The sequence below is a fragment of the Ruminococcus flavefaciens ND2009 genome (genome assembly GCF_000621785.1).
In the GTDB taxonomy this organism is placed as follows: domain Bacteria; phylum Bacillota; class Clostridia; order Oscillospirales; family Ruminococcaceae; genus Ruminococcus; species Ruminococcus flavefaciens_C.
This window is the reverse complement of sequence record NZ_KK211348.1, coordinates 193,355-213,404: the sequence shown is the minus strand read 5'-3', so window position 1 is coordinate 213,404 and position 20,050 is coordinate 193,355. Positions and strand designations below refer to the sequence as shown.

General features: G+C 48.3%; 13 protein-coding genes and 1 tRNA gene. 4 read left to right on the top strand and 10 right to left on the bottom strand.

From position 1 onward, the window contains the following. Window positions 1-37: 37 nt before the first annotated feature. The 5 genes from T488_RS18135 to T488_RS18130 all read right to left on the bottom strand — a co-directional run bounded on the left by T488_RS18135 (window position 38) and on the right by T488_RS18130 (window position 7,074). Window positions 38-757, bottom strand: a complete 720-nt coding sequence (locus T488_RS18135) for an ABC transporter ATP-binding protein (RefSeq protein ID WP_037298315.1) — start codon at window positions 755-757, stop codon at window positions 38-40. Window positions 758-770: 13 nt separating this feature from the next. Beyond that, window positions 771-3,230: an ABC transporter permease gene (locus T488_RS0113800; RefSeq protein ID WP_028521303.1), complete on the bottom strand. Its 2,460-nt coding sequence runs from the start codon at window positions 3,228-3,230 to the stop codon at window positions 771-773. A 3-nt stretch (window positions 3,231-3,233) separates the two neighbouring features. Beyond that, window positions 3,234-5,276: a M13 family metallopeptidase gene (locus T488_RS0113795; protein ID WP_028521302.1), complete on the bottom strand. Its 2,043-nt coding sequence runs from the start codon at window positions 5,274-5,276 to the stop codon at window positions 3,234-3,236. A 239-nt stretch (window positions 5,277-5,515) separates the two neighbouring features. Further along, window positions 5,516-6,622: an SLC13 family permease gene (locus tag T488_RS0113790; protein ID WP_028521301.1), complete on the bottom strand. Its 1,107-nt coding sequence runs from the start codon at window positions 6,620-6,622 to the stop codon at window positions 5,516-5,518. Continuing rightward, window positions 6,619-7,074 (bottom strand): GNAT family N-acetyltransferase, encoded by a 456-nt coding sequence (locus T488_RS18130; protein ID WP_037298312.1) that lies wholly within the window; start codon window positions 7,072-7,074, stop codon window positions 6,619-6,621. The genes T488_RS0113790 and T488_RS18130 overlap by 4 nt, the downstream gene beginning before the upstream one ends. A 662-nt stretch (window positions 7,075-7,736) precedes the next feature. Between T488_RS18130 and T488_RS18125 the strand changes: the two genes are divergently transcribed. The 4 genes from T488_RS18125 to T488_RS0113765 all read left to right on the top strand — a co-directional run bounded on the left by T488_RS18125 (window position 7,737) and on the right by T488_RS0113765 (window position 15,386). Continuing rightward, window positions 7,737-9,779: a carbohydrate binding domain-containing protein gene (locus T488_RS18125; protein WP_082320546.1), complete on the top strand. Its 2,043-nt coding sequence runs from the start codon at window positions 7,737-7,739 to the stop codon at window positions 9,777-9,779. Between the two features lie 152 nt (window positions 9,780-9,931). After that, window positions 9,932-12,865, top strand: coding sequence for a carbohydrate-binding domain-containing protein (locus tag T488_RS0113775; RefSeq protein WP_028521300.1), 2,934 nt, complete (start codon window positions 9,932-9,934; stop codon window positions 12,863-12,865). Between the two features lie 151 nt (window positions 12,866-13,016). Continuing rightward, on the top strand, window positions 13,017-15,176 hold the full coding sequence (locus T488_RS0113770) for a leucine-rich repeat protein (RefSeq protein ID WP_028521299.1): 2,160 nt from the start codon (window positions 13,017-13,019) through the stop codon (window positions 15,174-15,176). 134 nt (window positions 15,177-15,310) lie between these two features. Continuing rightward, a tRNA-Trp gene (locus T488_RS0113765) sits at window positions 15,311-15,386 on the top strand. Window positions 15,387-15,518: 132 nt separating this feature from the next. Here the strand turns inward: T488_RS0113765 and T488_RS0113760 are convergent. The 5 genes from T488_RS0113760 to T488_RS0113735 form a co-directional block, all read right to left on the bottom strand. After that, window positions 15,519-16,739, bottom strand: a complete 1,221-nt coding sequence (locus T488_RS0113760; protein WP_028521298.1) for a tyrosine-type recombinase/integrase — start codon at window positions 16,737-16,739, stop codon at window positions 15,519-15,521. Between the two features lie 170 nt (window positions 16,740-16,909). Continuing rightward, window positions 16,910-17,857 carry an alpha/beta fold hydrolase gene (locus tag T488_RS0113755; RefSeq protein ID WP_028521297.1) on the bottom strand — a complete coding sequence of 316 codons (948 nt, stop codon included), beginning with the start codon at window positions 17,855-17,857 and terminating at the stop codon, window positions 16,910-16,912. Between the two features lie 178 nt (window positions 17,858-18,035). Then, window positions 18,036-19,250, bottom strand: coding sequence for a tyrosine-type recombinase/integrase (locus tag T488_RS0113745; protein WP_028521296.1), 1,215 nt, complete (start codon window positions 19,248-19,250; stop codon window positions 18,036-18,038). Beyond that, complete coding sequence (locus T488_RS0113740; RefSeq protein ID WP_028521295.1) at window positions 19,247-19,465, bottom strand: helix-turn-helix domain-containing protein; 219 nt, start codon at window positions 19,463-19,465, stop codon at window positions 19,247-19,249. Before T488_RS0113740 ends, T488_RS0113745 begins: the two co-directional genes overlap by 4 nt. Window positions 19,466-19,636: 171 nt before the next feature. After that, window positions 19,637-19,945 (bottom strand): DUF6809 family protein, encoded by a 309-nt coding sequence (locus tag T488_RS0113735; protein ID WP_242838355.1) that lies wholly within the window; start codon window positions 19,943-19,945, stop codon window positions 19,637-19,639. Between the last annotated feature and the right edge of the window lie 105 nt (window positions 19,946-20,050).

Genomic DNA, 20,050 nt, shown 5'->3' with positions numbered 1-20,050 from the left:
CGCTTTGCAGCGCTCAGGGGCTTTTTCTATATGTGTTTTACTGTGCGGGAACAGCTTCCTGTGCAGGCTTTTCTGCTGCGCTCTGTGAAGCGGTCTGACCGTTGACAAGCTCGATTATCCTGTCGCCGTAAGCTGCACACTTGTGGGAGTGTGTTACCTGGAGGATAGTGATGCCCTTCTGCTTGTTTATCTCGGAAAACAGCTTCATTATCTCGGCACCTGCGTTGGAGTCAAGATTTCCCGTAGGCTCGTCTGCAAGGATTATCTCGGGATTGCCGATAACTGCTCTTGCGATAGCTACCCTCTGCTGCTGACCTCCCGAAAGCTCGGAGGGCTTTGCCTTGCGCTTCTCGGTAAGACCTGTTATGCGGAGTATCTCATCAAGCTGCGCCTTCATATCAGCTCTGCTCCTACCCTTTACACTGGAGGGAAGGAGGATATTGTCCTCAACGTTTAAATTCTGCACCAGGTTGTAGAACTGGAAGATAAAGCCTATCTTGTCAAGTCTCAGTGCGGAGAGAGCCTTCTCCTTCATCTTGCCGATGTCATTGCCGCATACGTTTATAGTGCCGTTGAAGTATCTGTCAAGTCCGCCTATGAGGTAGAGAAGTGTGGATTTACCGCTTCCCGATGCTCCCATAAGTGACACGAATTCGCCCTTTTCTACGCTGAGGGACGCTCCCGACAGCACCTTTGTCATGCTCTCGCCCTTGCCGAAAGCCTTATATACATTATTTACTTCTATTACATTAGCCATTGTACTTTCTCCTTTATTCGTATTTCAGCTGTGAAACTACGTCCATTTTCTTCAGTGCCCTTATGGGGAACAGTGATACAAGTGTGAATATGCCCCAGAGGAATATGGCATAGATAACGCACTTTACCACAGGTATCAACAGGGGGATAACGTTTCCTGTTGTGTCCATCATTCTCATGAATATCACTGACATGAACATTCCTATGGGTACCGCAAACAGCAGAGCTGTTCCTGCGGCTATCATGTTTTCAAGAAGGAACATTTTCGACAGCTTTTTCCGCGGCATCGCAACTGAGGTCATAACTGCGCATTCACGCTTTCTTCCCTCAAGTCCTATGAGCTGGTTGCTGACAACGCCGATAAAGGTAAGTCCTACTCCGATGAGTATGAGCATATGGATGATGACCATGAGTATAGCACGGCTCATACCGAGCTGAAGCATATACTCATTGCTGGTCATACACAGAGGTATAAGGTCTGCGGAGTGATCCTGAATGGTCTTCTTTATAGCCTTGGGATCGTCACCCTTGACAAAGAGATATGCAGGGTGATCGCCGTAGATCTCCTTGAAGGTTTCCTCATTGAGGACAGCGCAGGTACCTGTGCCAGAGCCGTAGTCGATGTCTATCCTGCTCTTTATGGTAAGCTCCTTTTCAGCGGGGAGATAGCCCTTTGCCATGAAGATAAGCTTAACCTTATCGCCGACCTCAAGGCCGTAGTCCCTCATCAGTATCTTTCCGAGGCAGACCTCATCGGCTCCGATATGGTCATCGCAGCCCTCAAAGGAATCAACCAGCTGATTTCCGCCGTCCTTCCAGCCGTAGATATATATGACCTCTTCCTTCTGCTTATCGCCTACTTTCACATAGTCCTGATTAAGATAGAAGAACTCGGTCTGCTCAACGCCGTCAAGCTGGTCGATATAGGTGAGCATTGTGGGCTTGGTTCCCGAAAGTTGGTTTATGACGTCGCACTTGAACACCTGCTTTGAGTATACAGTGGACAGCGAATTGGAGAACATATAGATAACCAGAGCAAGTGCAGCTGCTGTAACGCAGAGCACTGAGCTTCCTACAGTGGATTTCTTTGCTCCTGCCTCTACTGCCGCAAGATGTGCAATGGGGAAATTTAGCTTGTCAAAGAGCTTTGCCAGAAGCCTTGCTATGCCTCTGGTAACATAATTGAACAGAAGTGCTGCACCTGCGATCACACAGACGAAGCAGATCATATTTGTTGTAAAGCTGTCCTTGAAGAAGAATGTGACAGCGGCTGTGATAAGCAGCAGAGCGCCTATCACTGTAGCAGCCCTGCTGGGCTTGTACTCAGTCTCCTTGGTGTTGAAGATTATATCACGGATGGGCACTCTCAGAGCCTTTATGCTCTCCTTTACCGGGCAGAGGCTCTCGATGATGATCGCTCCAAGGATAACTCCGATGTATATATAAAACTTCGGCATGGGTACCTTGGGACGGATCGCATCTTCAACAATGAGCATGGAGTTGAACAGAGGCTCCTTTATAAGAATGTAGAGAAGTATACCTATACTGCTTCCCACAAGTCCGAAGAGTGCATTCTCAAAAATGAGCGCAAATGTGGTCTTTGCGGGAGAAACTCCCAGGCTTCGGAATGTGCCTACAACGGACATCCTGTCGCTTATCATACGCTCTGATACGGATACGGTCACGAAGATGACAAGGAGCATACATATAGCAAAGAGTATAAGGAATACTCGTGAAATTCCCTTTATGGAATCCTCAAGGTCCTTGTCCTCAAGGAAGTTTATCACCTCTGCTGTGGGGTACTTATCCTTGAAGAAATTCTCTGCTTCCTTTATCTGACTGTCGTCCTTGACATCTACCATTACAGAGGTGATCTCTGCCTCTCCGCCGAGAGACAGGTCATTCATATCCTCCAGACTTATGACGATAACATTATCGCCCATGGCAAAAAGTCCTTGCTTTTCCTCAATGGTACCGACGGTGAATTCAACGGGAATATCCCTGTCTCCGTGGAGGACTATCTTGTCACCCTCCTCAAAGCCGAACTCCTCGGCAAAGCTCTTGCTGACGCCTGCCTTCTTGCCGCCTATCTGAATGTCATCGCGAATGACGCTCATATTCTTGCCTTCCTCAATATCAACAGCCACAACAGCTGCCTCACCTCGGTTGACATAGGAATAATCGCTGTCTATCCTTCTGTCAAAGTAGCAGGAAATGCCGCCCAGCCTAAGGATATTGCAGTCGGGAGCACCGTCTGCGAAATCATCTCCTACAGGAGATTTCGTATCCACCTCAAGATCGCTTGAGCCTGCCATAGTGGAGAAAAGTCCTCTCAGCATGGTCTTGAGAGAGCCGCTGAGGTCCAGACAGATCATTGCTGTGAAGCTGCACACGATGATACAGATCAGCAGCAGCAATGTTCTCAGCTTATGTGCGAGTATGTCCTTGAAAATATGCTTGATTATCAGTCTCATCGCTTACCACCTGCTTACCCTTTCCTCGGGAGCAACGTACATTCCGTCGCCCTCCTTCACATCATATACCTCGTTGAACTTCTTGTTCGAGGCAAGCACGGCGTTTACGCGGACCTTTCCGGGACTGTGCTCATCTTCACTGAGCAGTTCTACTGCGTCAGAATCCACTGCCAGTGTGCACCAGATCTCGGCATAACTCTTGAAAAGCTTCTTCAGATCCTCGGGATCGTCAAGTATATTGGTAACGCACTCCAGAGAGCTGAGATCGGCGTAGTTCTCGCCGTTGGTGAGCTCTCCGTCAACATGGAAGACCTCCATGATAGTGTAGTCGCTGTAATACTTTGAGAGGGCATCTGCACGCTCCTCGAGTATCTTTCTGTCAGTCTCGTTTATCCAGTCGGGATTCAGCTTACCGTCGGGATCGTACTTTATACAGTTGGAGTCAAAGGCGTGACCTATCTCATGTGCCACAACTGTGCCCAGTGCGCCCAGGTTCTCAGCTTCGCTCCTGTTCGGATCGAAGAAGGGGGGCTGCATTATGGCAACTGTGATGTTTATCGAGTTGCAGGGAAGATACTGCGCATTAATAGTATCGGAAGTCATCAGAGGCTTTTCTCTGTCCATAGGCGAGCCAAAAAGCTCCATTTTCCTTTTGTTCACATACTTTCCGATGTTCTTGTGAGTCTCATAGAAGTTTTTTCCCACAAGCTTTGCGTCCTTGGGATCAGTCTCGTGGTACTCACCTGTGGTTATGAGAAGGATATTGTCAAGCTTTGTTCTCAGCGCCTTACGGGTGTCGGCTGTGAGCCAGTCCGCACCGTCTATGAGCTCTCGGTAGCTTCCGATTATGTCATCAAAGAGGCTGTTGATACCCTTTTCTATTTCGGGAGTATAGTATCTCTTAGCGTAGAGCTCCGAGATCTGGAAGGTGAGATACTGTGAGACCAGCGCTGCGGTGACCTCATCCTTTGCTTCCTTGCTCTCGGGATTGTAGTCAGCGAGTATATCATTGCTCTCGCGAATGAAACTGCCCATTTGTCCCAGATATGAACTGAGGATATAGGACTTCCACTGCTCAAGATGCTCCTCGGTCATGAGGTCATTTACAGCGGCGAGCTGCTCCTTGTCACCAACGTAGATACCGTCGCCCATCTCTGTGGCATTGCCCAGGAACAGGTCTGCGAAGGAGCCGTCATAGTTGCTCATTATCGCGTCGAACTCCTCAAAGCTGAGCTCCTTGTTTTCCATGAGCATATCCAGATCAAAAGTCAGCTCAAAATCGGTATGATTGGCAATGTAAAGTCCGAGATAGACCATCTGTCTGCCCTTCTCGTCAGCGGTCTCATAGTCATCGCCCATTACCCTGTGCATATCCCTTGCAAAGCTGTTGGCATTCCTGCAATTATCTGAATCATCATTGATGTCCTCCAGCGTAGAACCGAGGAAATCGCCTATGGGATAGAGATAGAGCGCATACTTTGTGCTGTCAACATAATCTTGCATCACGTCAAAGCTGAACATGGATCTTGCGCCGTAATTCTGCACCAGATCGCCCCATACATCAAAGAGGTCGTTTATATTCCCTGCGGCAAGTATCCTGTCGCAGTTGCCCATTATCTCCTTTTCGGCAGTTCCGTCGTCCTTATAGTCATAAGCCTGATGATAGACGTCATGGACCAGCTGTTCATTGCTGCCCGCCGGGAATTTTGTGTTATCGCCGGCTATCTCCTGGATCAACTTGGTCACGGGATCTTCGCCCTCGGGACTATCAAAGGGAGTCATTTCCGTCATGCCGTATGGGATCTCCATCTCCGACAGAGTCTTGTAGTTGATATAGCCGTAAAAATCGTCCTGCGGTCTTATATCCCCCTTGTCTTTCTCCTCCGGCTCTTCCCCGCTTTCGGAGTCTTTTTTTCCCTCGCCGTCCTCAGCAGCGGTGCTGCTGTTCTTACTGCTGTCCTTTTTGGACGGGGCAAAGCAGCCCGCTGCACCGGCTGTCAGCATAGCTGCCAGAATGAGAGCGAGGAGTTTCCTGTGTTTCTGCATTTTAATCCTCCAATAATTATTACGTTTTGTTTTGCGAACGTAACTTTTATTATACATCCTTTTACAGATCCTGCGGATCAACGCACACATTCTCCGCTCAGATGTATATACACATTATATACAATTTTAACACGCTTGTCAAGCCCTTTTACTAAATTTTTCCTTTTTCTTTACCATTGTACAGAAAAAGTAAGCCCCTGAGTATTCCGTTTGACACTCAGGGACTTGACTGATCTTATTCATGATATTCCATACTGCACAGCCAGGAGAAGCCCCAGCAATGCAAAGTTTATGACAGTGAACACCAGGAAGTAACGTCCTGTCTGCGCTCCCTCATCACGGCGGTAGAGCTGGAAGGAAATGAGACTGGCAAGTGAGGCGATTATGGTACCGAAGCCGCCTATATCCACGCCTAAGAGAAGCTGTGTTCCGTTATCCGTGAACTCCGCAAGCATTACCGCCGCAGGCACATTGCTTATGACCTGGGACAGCACCGCCGAGACTATCAGCTCCCGACCGTCAAGGATACGCGAAAAGAAGCTGCTGACCGTTTCTATACGGGCGATATTGCCCACAAAAACGAAAAAGCACACGAATGTGGCGAGGAGGGCATAGTCGACCTTGCCGAAAATACGCCAGTCGCAGACTGCAACTGCCAGGACTGCACCTGCAAGGCAGACCCAGTCGGGAACAAGGCGGAATACTGCCGCGATACACAGCAGAAAAAGCGCAGCGAATACCGCTGTCTTTACCGCAGGCGGCTTGGCACCGCTGTTTTCGGGAGCCTCGCACCTGTTCTTAGGCAGCAGCAGGGTAAGTCCCATAACTGCCGCAAGTCCGAAAACTCCAACGGGGAGCATGGTCCGGAGAAAGGTCAGAGCAGTAAGCCCGTATTTATCATAGAGGAACAGATTCTGGGGATTTCCCACGGGAGTCATCATGCTGCCAAGATTGGCGGCAGCCGTCTCAAGCACCACAGTGAGAATGAGACTGCGCTTGTCATCGATACCGTGGAAGATGAGCAGCGTCAGCGGAACGAATGTTATGAGTGCCACGTCGTTGGTGACCAGCATGGCGCTGAAAAAGCATATCAGCGTCAGCACGGCTCCGAGTCTGCGGACCGTGCCTGTTCTGCGAAGTATCGCCCTTGTAGCGGCATCAAATATACCTGCGCTGCGAAGTCCCGCAACAGCTGCCATAAGTGCAAACAGCTCTATGAGCACCGTTCGGTTGCAGTAGCCAATGTACTCACTGTCAGGCGGGACAATGAACATGGTAATGACTGCAAGCAGAAAAGCTGCCGCAAGCACCGGCTGCGCCTTTATGAAACCAAGCGCCTTCTTCATGGACGCTCCTTTGTCATGAGACCATAGTCCGAAAGTCTGTAGCCCTCGCCGAAATAGCAGGCGTAGGCAGCCTCGTTCTCCTGCTCCACTTCCATCTTGAAGCGGACCGCCTCGGGAAACTCTTTCTCGATATGTCTGAGCACCTCGGTTCCGATACCGAATCGGCGGAACTCGGGCTTGATGTACAGGTCCTCCAGCCAGACACAGATACCGCCGTATTCAGTGGTGTAGCTGACCGAGGTCATAGCATAGCCTGCCACATCGCCGTCATGCTCGGCAATAAAACCGCGGAGGTAGGGCAGTTCCCCCACGCAGTCGCGGAAATCCTGCTCCAGGACGCTGTCGGGAGAGGTGTGTATCACCGCAGGTGAATCGTAGAACACCCTCATCATACCGAGGACCTCGTCCCTGTCGTTTTCCGTCATCGGGCGTATATTTATGTCATTATTCATATTATCTTCCTTTCGCATATACTGCAAAATGATTATACCACCTTTTTGGCAGTTCGTCAAATCATATCCCGCTTTTTAAATAAGTGAAGACGGCTGACATTCATTTTGTCCACCAAGCACAATAATATTACAGGCGAAGGCTTATTTACTGACGGGTATCATGCAGTCTCTTGTTTTCAGCACAAATGTTATATTTTTTTGTGTGCAAAGCGATAATTTAAGATATATGAAGAAAAACTGCCGCAGATAATTCAGTTCAAAAGCAACATTATTTAAGAAAATATTATAATTATATTACTATCATGCTTGTTGATTTTGTCCACCTCGCAATTTTTGGGCAGCGTAAGTAAACAAATTATTATCGCGCCCATCTCAAAGTAAAAATATTGGTAAAAATCTTTGATGAACAGCAAGAAATTGCGGTTTTTCTGACCAAATCTTGCTGAGAAGTAGTCAAAAATTGCCGTCTTGTTAATAATTACTTTACAAATTCACGGTTTTATTGTATATTTACATCAAAGATAATAAACAATAATGCCAAACTAACAGGAGGAAAATTATCTATTTTCACCTAATGTCTGAATGAGGAGGGATCATAAAAAACAAGCTCACGGCATTATTCAATGAGGATGTTTTTTAATTAAATTATTCAGGAGGGAATTATGAAATCCAAAAAAATCACTTCGCTATGTCTGGCGGCTATGGTCACTTCCGCAGTTTTTGGAAGCTCGACCGCAGCAAGCCTGGCAGCTGATGACGAGATCGTGACTCTCATCGGCAGCAGCTTTGAAAGCGGCGAGGACGGCTGGTCGGGAAGAGGCGCAGCTTCTGTAGCCACAAGCAAGTCAGCTGCACACGAGGGCTCCGCTTCTCTTGCAGTCACAAGCAGAACTGCCGCATGGAACGGCGCTACCATACCGCTGGATTATTCTTTCTCGGCAGGCAGCACCTACGGCTTTGAGGCTTATGTAAGATTCGACTCCGGCACCGACTCCGACAACTTCAAGCTGTCGCTCCAGTACAACGACGGCACTACCACACAGTACGCCGACATCGCAAAGGGCGTCGTAAAGAAGGGCGAGTGGACAAAGCTCTCCAACGATAAGTACACTATCCCCGCAGGTGCTTCGGATATGTCTTTCTATGTTGAAACTGAGGACAGCACTATTGATTTCTTTGTTGATGATGTAAAGGTAACAGGCGCTAAGGGTGCTGCTCCTTCCATACCGTCAACACCGACAGTATCCTCATCGGGCAAGCCACAGCGCGGTGATATGAACAAGGACGGAGTCGTTGACTGCTTCGACCTCATTACTATGAGGCGCATTGCTCTCCAGTCCGAGTACGACAAGGACTCCCTCAAGCTGGGCGACCTCAATAACGACGAAAAGATCGACGGCTCAGATATAAAGGAGCTCTCCTCATTCGTCAGCGGCGATGACGTTGAGTTCCAGCCCACTAATATACAGGACGGTCCCGGGGATTATCCAAAGAGCTATGACTTCCCTGCTGTAAGCCAGCTGAAGAGCTCCAATGACGTTCCCGATCCCTTCATCTTCATGGACGGCTCAAAGGTACAGTCCGAGGAGGACTGGTGGAGACGTCAGGCTGAGATCAGCTGTATGTACGAATACTATATGTACGGCAAGTGGATCGACGGCTCAGACGACGAGACCTCCTACAAGATCAGCGGCAACAAGATGACTATCACAGTTAAGCGCAAGAGCACAGGCAAGACCGCTTCCTTCAACATGGTCATCAACAAGCCCGCAAGTGTACGCCATGAGGGCGGTGCTCCCGTTATCCTTGGTATGCACAAGGGTATCGCAGAGAGCACTGCTACCTCAAAGGGATATGCAGTTATCACCTATGATGCTGACGGTATGTTCTCAGCTCCCGGTACTGCACAGGACAACAACCAGCACAAGGGCGCATTCTACGACCTCTATCCCTACGGAAACAGCTTCGACACCCAGACAGGTGAGCTCATGGCATGGTCATGGGGACTCAGTCGCTGCCTTGACGCTCTCTATGCAGGCGCCGCAAAGGAACTGAACATCAACCCCGAGAATGCTATCTGTACAGGCGTTTCAAGATACGGCAAGGCTACTGCTGTATGCGGAGCTTTTGAAAAGCGTTTCAAGATGTGTGCTCCTTCCTGCTCAGGTGCAGGCGGTATCGCTCTGTATCGTTACACATCACAGGGCAAGACCTACGACTTCAGCTCAAAGGGTGCTTCAAGCTCCTACAGATACACTGAGAACGAGCCTCTCGGAAGTCTCCAGGCTTCAGGCGAGCAGGCATGGTTCAACGGAAAGTTCATGGAATTCAGGAACGTAAATCAGCTCCCGATGGATCAGCATATGCTGGGTTCACTGTGCTGTGATCCCGACAGATACCTTTTCATCATCGGTTCCTGCGTTGGTGAGGACTGGGTAAATGCTCCTTCAATGTGGATGAGTTACTGCGGTATGAGACATATCTGGGATTACGTTGGTCTCAGCGATCACCTTGCTATCAATATACATAAGGAAGGTCACGCAGTAATTGCCGAGGACGTTGAGAAGATGATCCAGTTCTTCGATTACCACGTTTACGGTATCCAGCCCAAGATGGACCTCAAGGAGCTCCAGACATCTGTATTCGAGCTTCCCAAGAACAAGGATCCCTATCAGGATACCTTCACATCAAAATGGCTTTATTAATAGAGACATTTAACCTGAGTAGAAAGTTTCTGCACAAAATGTTACAGTTTTACCGCTTTTAAGGTTAGTTTAAGATTATTTTAAGAATTATTTATTATTATATAATCATCTATTAATAATAGCCCCCATAGCTATTTAGGAGGATGATTGAAATGAAAAAGAAAAGTTTACTGGCAGGCATACTGTCTGCCTGTATCCTCAGCTCGGCAGCCGTGGCAGTTACCTCGGCTGCAGGAGCGCCCAATGATATAGTATATGGCGATGCAAACTGCAACGGCACACTTGAGCTGTCAGACGCTATACTTATCATGCAGAGCCTGGCTAATCCCTCAAGATACGGCCTGTCAAGCACTGAGGACGGACATCTCACCCAGCAGGGAAAGCTCAACGGCGACGTTTATGAGCGCGGCGGCGGTATCACTGCCAATGACGCTCTCTCCATCCAGCGCCGTCTGCTGAACATTATCCCCAGTCTGCCCGAGTCCTATGACCCGAGCTACTCAGGTGAGGGTGAGACCACCACTACCGCTCCTATAGTTACAACAACACCTGTAACAACTACAGAGCCCATCGTTACCGTTCCCAAGGAGGACGTGGAGACCAAGATCCACCTCAACGGTTCATCGGCTACTGTTGAAGGAAAGTACGCTACAGCAAACGGCTCTAACGTTACTATCTCACACTCGGGCAATTACTACATCGACGGTACTCTCAACAACGGACAGATCTACGTTGAGGTCCCCGATGAAGCAGCCGATCCCGACACAGTAAAGCTCATCTTGAACGGCGTAAATATCACAGGAAACAGCGCTCCCGCTATCCTCGTAAAGAACGCCGACAAGACCTCTATCACTGTTTCCGACGGCACAGAGAATACTGTCTCTGACGGCACTTCGGCTTATACAGGCGACAACGAGGGCTGCGCTGTTATCGAAGCCAAGGACGATCTCACTATCAAGGGCGGCGACGCAGGTACAGGTACTCTGAACATAAATGCTAATGTTCAGCCCGGCGTTGTCTGCAACAACGATCTCAAGATCACCGGCGGCAACATCAATATCAATACCCTTAACGAGACAGAGGGTCAGGACGCCATCAAGGGCAAGACCTCCGTTACAGTAAAGGGCGGCACTGTCATCATCGACTCTAAGGGCGACGGTATCAAGTCCTCAAAGGGCAATGTTGACATTGAGGCAGGTGCAGTAAGCATAAAGTCCAGCAAGGACGCTATCCAGGCTGAGACCGACCTCAACATCTCGGGCGGTAATATCGGCGCATTCGGAGACAGAGGTCTCACAAGCGTTGGTACTATCAACGTTACAGGAGGCAGCCTCCTTGCTACAGCTACAGATAATCAGTACGAAGGAACTCTTACCGCTCAGCAGTCAGTTCTCGCATTTGACTTCGTAAAGGAGTGGTCAAAGAACAATCCTATCGCTCTGACAGATTCCTCCAAGAAGATATTCTTTGAGGAGAACACACTCAAGAAGTACAGATATGCAGTAGTTTCATCTCCCGACCTCAGCACCTCGGGCGACTATAAGCTCTTTGCAGGCGGTATCAAGATGAAGCACAGCACAGGCAACACCTTCAAGGGCGGCACTCCTGCAAGCTATACCGAAGTAAACAACGATATGGACGATCAGGATCAGCTCTACGGCAGCCTCTTCAACCAGAAGCTCGTTCATAAGATCGAAGTTAAAATGTCAGACAATGACTGGAACAACTTCATGAGAGTTGCTCAGGAAGAGCAGTGGGCTCCCTGTGATGTCGTTATCGACGGCGAGGAGTTCAAGAATGTCGGCATCAGAACCAAGGGCAACAGCTCTCGTATGATGGTAAACAACGGCAAGTACAGCTTCCGCTTCAAGATGGATAAGTACGATAAGTACACCAACTATCACGGTCTTACAGAATTCTGTCTGAATAACTTCTATTCGGACGCTTCATGCATGAGAGATACTATCTGCTATGATGCTATGTATTCTATCGACGGCGTTGCTCCCAAGACCAGCTATTCCGATATGTACCTCAACGGCAAGCTCTACAGCTTCTATCTCGCTTGTGAGCAGCCCGGTACAACTCTGGCAGAGCGTTACGCTATCGATGACGATTCAAACCTCTACAAGGCTACCGAGAGAAGCGATCAGGGCGGCGGTATGCTCGGAATGGGCGGCGACAGCTACAGCACATTCACACAGAATATGCCCGTAAGCAACCTCGACCTCAAGTTCGGCAACGATGAGCAGCTCACTCATCTTGAGGAACTCAAGACAGAGATCAACAAGCTCACTCCCCAGAACTACAAGTTCATCGAGGACATCATGGACGTTCCCAGCTTCCTCAAGGGCTTCGCAGTTAACTCGGTAATGTGCAACTACGACAGCTATAACGGCTCACTTGCACATAACTATTACCTCATCTATACAGGCGGCAAGCACTACTTCGTAGGCTGGGACTACAACCTTAGCCTCGGCGCTTTCATGGGCGGTACAGACGCTGTAAATTCTGACGTCAAGACAAGCCTCTATCAGGCTGAGGTCAAGGATCGTCCCTTTGCAAAGCTCCTTCAGGTTCCCGAGTACTACGATATGTATGTAGGCTACGTTAAGGAGATCCTTAACACATTCAGCAATCCCGAGCAGTACGCTGCTAATTACGTTTCACTGATCCGTCCTCACGTTCAGGCAGATCCCCTGTTCTTCTTTACTCTCGATCAGTTCGACGCAACCACAAAGAAGACAGCAAACGGTCTGCAGGTAGGCAACGGACAGCAGAATCCCGGTCAGCAGCAGAACCCTTGGGGTCAGCAGGGCTGGAACTGGAACTGGCAGTCCAATGAGACCGAAGACGGTACAGTCGTTACAGACGAAAGCTGGGCATTTGAAGGCGGCTTCGACTGGGGCGGCGGCGGCGCTCAGTGGGGCGGCGGCGGCGCTCAGTGGGGCGGCGGCGGCTTCGGCGGCGGCGGCTGGGGCGGAGGCGGCTTCGGCGGCGGCGGAATGATGTGGAATTCAGAGACAGTCTCTGTTGTAGACTTCCTCATCAAGCGCTTCGAGATAATCCACTCCGCACTTAACTTCTGAGCCATATAAAGCTCATACCCTATAACAAACAGAGCCATAGTGCTTCCCGAAAGAGAAGTACTATGGCTTTTTTATTGACATTATATATATATATGCTATAATGAAAGTGACGGATATGATACGGACATTCAAATGAAAAGGAGGTTTTGATATGAAGAAGTCTATCGCTTTATTTACGGGAGCTTTAATGCTGTGCGCTCCCCTTTCGGGACTTATGTCAGGCAGCCTTGAAGCTGCGGCTTCTCCCGATTACAGACTGTGGGACAATTTTATCAGGTATGACCTGTGTATCACCGACTATGACTCCCTCACCGAGGAGCAGCAGGAGCTGTGTCACTTTATCTTCGACACAGAGCAAGCGCAGAATGACAACATAGTCTGCGAAAGAGCAAGACGCCTCCTTGCAGGCGATGACGTTGGCGAGCGACTTACCTTGCAGCAGCTGGAAAATGCCTACGGTATTGCAGATCAGATGTCCTACTATAAGACCGACAGCTGGCTGACATATATCAACTGTGTTCCCGATGTTGTCCATCTGGAGCTTGGTGAACTGCGGAATAATATCGTCGATCAGACCATCGAATACTGGCTTGACGATGAGCGGAACAGCTATGTGGTCTATCGTATGCAGACCTCCCCCGATACCAAAGGCTGTTTTGAGGTCTATAACAAAAAAGACGAGCTGATCGAGACTATCCCCACCGTATTTGACTGTCCCATGAGGGATTTCAGAGGCGATGCCGAGTATATGGAGAAGTTCGGCTTCATTGAGAAAAACGGCGGCTACTACTACACAAGACCCGACGGTACGGCTGTTCTGGCGTGGACGGACTATACATATACATACAGCGATACCCCCATTACAAAGCCCTTTACTGTGGAAAGAGAGATAGACGGCTGTCCCGTGACAGCCGTAGAAAAGTATGCCCTTGCACAGACCCCGTTTACTGAGATAAGACTTCCCGATACTATCGAGATCATTGACAATAATGCATTTGCACAATGCAAATATCTTAAAAGTATAAACTTCCCTTCAGCTCTGAAATACTTGGGAATGTTCAGCTTTATAGACTGTCACTCACTGACCGGGATAACGGTGCTCTGCCCCGAGCTCAACATCGAGCGCTATTCTTTCTATAACTGTACCGGACTTAAAACAGCGCAGCTTCTTGTCAGTGAGATCGGTGAGAACGCCTTTGACAGCTGCACTTCCCTCGAAAAAATTGACTTGATGAACGGCATAAAGCGTATAGACTCACAGGCATTCAAAAACGTCCCCCTGCTTAATGAGCTTACTATCCCACGAAGCGTAAAAGCTATCGAACAGGACGCTTTTCAGAGCAGTATCACCTCTGTGATCATACCTCCCGAAGTCGAAGTCATCGGCGCATACCCTCGCAAGGAGTTTGAACAGTTCTTATCCGGTTTAACTCCCCCTCCCCCAAGACGTCCGCTGACAGATGAGCCCAAATGCGCTTTCGACAGCAGCTGCGTCATAAAGGGCTGCAAGGGCACGGAAGCGGAGCGCTACGCCAACGAATGGGGACTGGAATTCGTTCCACTTGACTTCATCAAGGGCGACGCAAACTTCGACGGTACCGTAAGTATCGCCGATGTAGTAACTGTCCAGAGCTACCTGCTGAATAAACACGGCTCAAAGCTTAACTGCTATGAAGCTGCCGACGTCACCGAGGACGGCGTCATTGATATATTCGACCTGCGCAGTCTGAGAAGCTCCCTCGTCAGCAAGCTGAACAGCCGCAGTATCGACATTTTCGGTCTCACTCCCTCCGATGACGGCGTGGAGGAGTTCCTAAAAACCGCTGTCATTGCTAAGTACATATCCGAAAAAGAAGACTGCTTCAACGTGACGCCCTGGGAAATAACTGAAAAGTACGGATTCCGCATCTTCAAGTTCAAGAGCAGCTGCGAGAGCTTCCTCGTCTATAACGGCGAGATGTATGTCCTTGGCATGGGCTTCGGCGGTTACGGAACGGAAACCTTTGCCGTTGCCGATATTAACGGAGACGGCGCAGAGGAGCTTTACTTCACATACTCCTGCGGCTCAGGTCTCCATCACTCCTCTGTCGGTTACTTTGATACCGCCACAAGAGAAACAGGCGGCTTTGACTTCTCGTCCCTTATGGACGATCTGACACTTGACCTCCGCGACGGAAGGCTGGAGCTCTGCAAAGCGAAACTGAACGTCCGCTCTTTCGTTGATATTAAAGCAACTCCCGATGAAAAGCTGGGCGAGATAGTCTGCGAAAACGGTTCCATCGTGCTGAAAACCGTGGACGCTCCCCAATAATGATAAAGCGGTCCCTGAGAAATTCTCCGGGACCGCTTTATCATTAATTAAAAAATAAATTTTTCTTGAAACTGTTGACAATCCCTCCCCTATCTGGTATAATTATTGTGTTGCAGTCAGCAACGATAATAAATAGGGGTATAGCTCAGTTGGTAGAGCAGCGGTCTCCAAAACCGCGTGCCGAGGGTTCAAGTCCTTCTGCCCCTGCCAAAAAATGCCGTAAACTCGCCGTTTACGGCATTTGCCATTTATGAACGGCTGTTCATTTCTAACACTTTTCTAACACTTGGATATTTTGTGCGTCCTGTGCGGAACTGTCAAAAGTTCTGTGCAGGACTTATTTTATTCGTTAATTGCAAGCAGCTGTGCCATTTTTGCTGCCGAGCTCTCCTTGCTGGAGTAGTCCAGATGAGCATAAATGTTGGCTGTTACCTCGAATGTTGAGTGTCCCAGCCACTCCTGTATCGCCTTCATTGGTATGCCGTTCTTCAAGAGCAGGCTTGCACAGGTGTGACGCAGGTCGTGGTAACGTATGTGGCGGAATCCGTTGTCCTTGAGCAGCTTTCCGAACTGCACTGATATGAAGTTCGGACGCATAAGCTGACCTGTGGCATCAGTGCAGACGTAATCGTCGCAGTCATGGCAGTACGCACCTCGGAGAACTGCCGCATTCATGGACTGCTGCTGTCGGTGGTAAAGCAGTTCGTTTTCGACGTCCTCAATGAGCGGAAGTGTCCTGTTGCTGGACTGGTTCTTCATTCTGTCGAAGCCCTTTGCCTGATATTTGCCGTCCACATTAGCTTCGATGACCTTATGTGATATGGAAATGGTCTTGGTCTGGAAGTCGATGTTGCTCCATTTCAGCCCCAGAGCCTCGCTGCGTCTGAGTCCATAGTAAGCCGCAAGCATTACGGGAATGTATATGGGACTCTCCCTCGCCGCAATAAGCAGGTCTCTCAGCTCATCCTCACTGTAAAATGAGGCACGGTAGCGCTCCCTCTTCGGGTGGTCTGCGTGGTCGCAGGGATTATCGTCGAGGAGCTCCTTCTTCACCGCGTAGCTGAATGCCGCATGGATAAGTCCGTGATAGCGCAAAGCTGACGCTCCCGACAAGCCTGAGTCTTCAAGATAGGCATAGAAGTCGTTGAGGTCCTCGCCTGCAAGGTCACCTATCGTTATACCGCTGTCCCCGAAGAACTCGGTTATCCTGCCGTTCACCATTTTCATATAGCCGTCTATCGTGGACGGCTGAAGCCTGCCTGACGACAGGTTTATCCAGTCCGTGAGGAACTCCGTCAGCGTCTGATACTGCACCTGCTCTCGCTGCTGAATGAACTTCTCGGGAGCTTTCTTCTTGCTGATAGTCCTCAGCAGCTTCCTCTGACTGCGGTTATACTCCTCCAGCACCTCCGCCATACGAGCCTTGGCAGCCTTCTTGTTGCCTCTTGCGTCCAGCCCCAGCGCTACCCACTTTATGGAACGCTTGCCGCTGCGATCGTACAGATTCACAAGCACATAGTACTTGCCATTTTTTACTTGCAGATTTCCTGTTACTTCTTTCATTTTTACCTCCTGTTTCGGAAATCCGCTTCAGCGACTACAGTATACCACAACCAGTCCCGAAAAGCAATATTCGGACTCAGAATTAAGATTTCAGACACATTTGTGGGAGCAAAAAAATAAGCCGGAAAGTTGTTAGCTTTCCGGCTTATAATCGTGTAAATCAGAAGTTATCACTTAATATTACCAATAAATTCTTTCATTTTCTCGCTTATCTGCTCCTGCTTATAATTATGAACATAGTGTCCGCAATCAAGTTCAACAATAGTTGCATTTGACAGTTCAGAAGCATACTCTTTTTGTATCTCCGACCACTTTTCAATGCCTGTTTCTTTTCCGTCAGATATAAACATTAACATTGGTATATCAGGTTTAGGCGCTCCGTCGATTTTTTTGACGGCATTGTGGATAGCAAGACCTTCATTTATAACGTCATCGTTTACAGCTTTTTTACAGGCTATGGCTCTATATAAACTTTTTTCAGCTTCTGAAAGTCCTTGAGGAAGTGAGCTGTCAGAATAGTAAAACCTGATAATCCCCAACTCTCGTCCAATAGCTGCAATTTTTTCAAATCGCTCTGTTTTTGAATAATTAAAGTTGTCATAAGAGCGTGGCAGAGACATATCAAGACCTACAATTGCTTCGACTTCATCCGGATATTCTTGTGCCCAAAGTATCGCTTCAAGTCCAGACATTGAGTGAGGGCAGAGGATAAATGGAGCATCAATTCCAGCCTTTGAAAGAGCTTCTCTGTCCTGCCTCAGTATTGTATCAAATGACCTCTCAGTATTTACTACATCACTGAAACCGTAGCCGAATTTTTCAACAACTACTATCCTATAATCATCAACTAACAAACTATAAAGACTTCTGAAATCAAGTATAGGAGAAGCAGTTCCTGAACCTGAAAGAAATACTAATGTATGTTTACCTTCTCCCTCAGAGTATATGCACATATTATGTCCGTCAACCTCTATCATTTCGCCAAGAGGTTCGTCCAATAGTGCCTTTTCCTTATTCATCATAATTTTATTGTATGTGAACACTATTAGCAAGAAAATGATTAGTAATATTATGATTACAAGAAGTACCTTTCCAATTATCTTAAATGCTTTTTTCATATGAACATTGCTCCGTAAAATTCCGATTTATATTAGTATTGCCGTAAGCGAAAGCAGACTATGACTTGTAAGCAAAGTAAGCGAGCTTGCGAGCGGCAACGTGAAAAGCGCAGCCTTCGGCTGCAAATTCCGATTTTTCTTACTTAGATTATACATCACCACACTGATTATGTCAACCTCACACTGCCAGAACATGGGAGATTATCTCCGCCGAATGCTCCTTGCTGCTGAAATCAAGATGAGAATAAACGTCGGCTGTTGTGCGGTAGTTCGAGTGTCCCAGCCACTCCTGTATTTCTTTCATCGGCACTCCGTTTGCAAGAAGCAGACTGGCACAGCTATGGCGGAGGTCATGATAGCGTATGTGCTTCAAGCCGTTTTCTTTCAGCAGCTCACTGAATTTTGCCGTAACATAGTTTGGTCTGAGAAGCTGACCTATCTCATTCACACAGACATAGTCATCGTATTCGTGAACGTAAGAATTACCGCATAAACGGCGCTGCTCGTCCTGATGGAGCTTCAGACTCCGCAGTGCCATTGCCACTTCCTTCATCAGCGGAAGTATCCTGTTGCTGGACTCCGTTTTCATTTTGTCGTGACCGACTGTCTGGTATTTGCCGTCTACCTTCTGCTCCACGACCTTGTGAGCAATACGGATAGTGCCGTTCTCGAAGTCGATATTGCTCCACTTGATACCAAGGACCTCGCTGCGGCGAAGTCCATAATATGCAGCAAGAAGCACGGGAATGTATATCTCGCTCTCTTTTGCAGCACGGAACAGTTCTGTCAGCTCCGACTGATTATAGTATGCTCCGCGGTATTTCTCAGCCTTTGGACGGTCGGCGAAATCACAGGGATTGCTGTCAATGTACTGGTGCTTCATAAGAAAGCTGTATGCGGAATGTATCAGTCCGTGATACCTCTGCTGAGAAGCACCTTTCAGTCCCTGCTTAGCAAGGTAAGCGTAGAACTCGTTCAGATCCTCTTCTGTGAGATCATAAACGGTAGTTCCACGGCTCTCGAAGAACGCCCGTATCCTGCCGTTGCAGAGCTGTCTGTAACCGTCAATGGTAGTCGGCTGGAGCTTCGCGGACGAGTGGTCGATCCATTCTTCAATGTATAAAAACAGGGGCAGAGCCATTATCCGGCTCTGCTCCTTTATAAACTGCTCAGGGTGTTTCATCTTTGAGATAACTTTCAGGGCCGCCTGCTGTTTCTTGTTGTAAGCCACAAGCAGCTCGTCAAGGAAGGCTTTCGCAGCTTTCTTATTACCTCTTATCTCATATCCTGTGGATATCCATTTCTGTTTTCGTTTACCTGTGTGGTCGTATAAATTCAGCACAGCATAGTACTTGCCGCGCTTGGTTTGCAGACTTCCCGTCACATTTTTCATAGGCAGCACCTCCTTGTTCCGAGTATGTATTCAATAACTTTTATCTTCGGTATCCTTATATTTTTACCGACCCTGAAGCTCTGTATCTCGCCGCTGCTTATTAATTCATAAGCAGCATGGCGGCCTACAGACAGCATTTTCATCAGCTGCGGAACACTCACCACGTCGGGATAATCGGTAAACATCTTGTCGTACATCTTTTCAATTTCTGCCAATAGCTAACACCTCTCTTTATTATTCTAAACACGATTATGATTATTGAATTGTTCATTTTACATTTCTCCTTTATTATTTATTTGAAGGGAGCGGTGGTTTGCCGCTTCCTTGATACGAAAATGGGTACGGTAATTTGCCGTACCCTTACTAAGTTTTATTGTTTTATGACGTTATTTCAGGTTATCGCTCCTGCCGAACATCACATCAATTATCAGCTCGGCGCAGTCGTGGAAACCTTGTATGTAGCTTTCCGCTACCATTGTTTCGGACAGCATTCCCTGCATATCCCTTATGTTGTTGAGCAGCTTCTTATCGTCAGCCGACAGCCGTTTCTCCAATGTGTCGCACATTTCGAGCAGCTCCAGACTTCGCTTTGCATAGTCGGAGTCCCTTCTCACATCGTGCTGACACGGTATGATGTTTCCGTAGTATATATCCTGCAACTTCATCGCCTCGGTCACCTCCCGACCAACAATCATACCACAGCTCTCAGACGAAGTCTATTCATCAGACTTGACGAATGTCGGCTGTTGATACCGAGCAGAAGCACTACAAGGGTATCGGCTTTCACGATACCCTTTGTT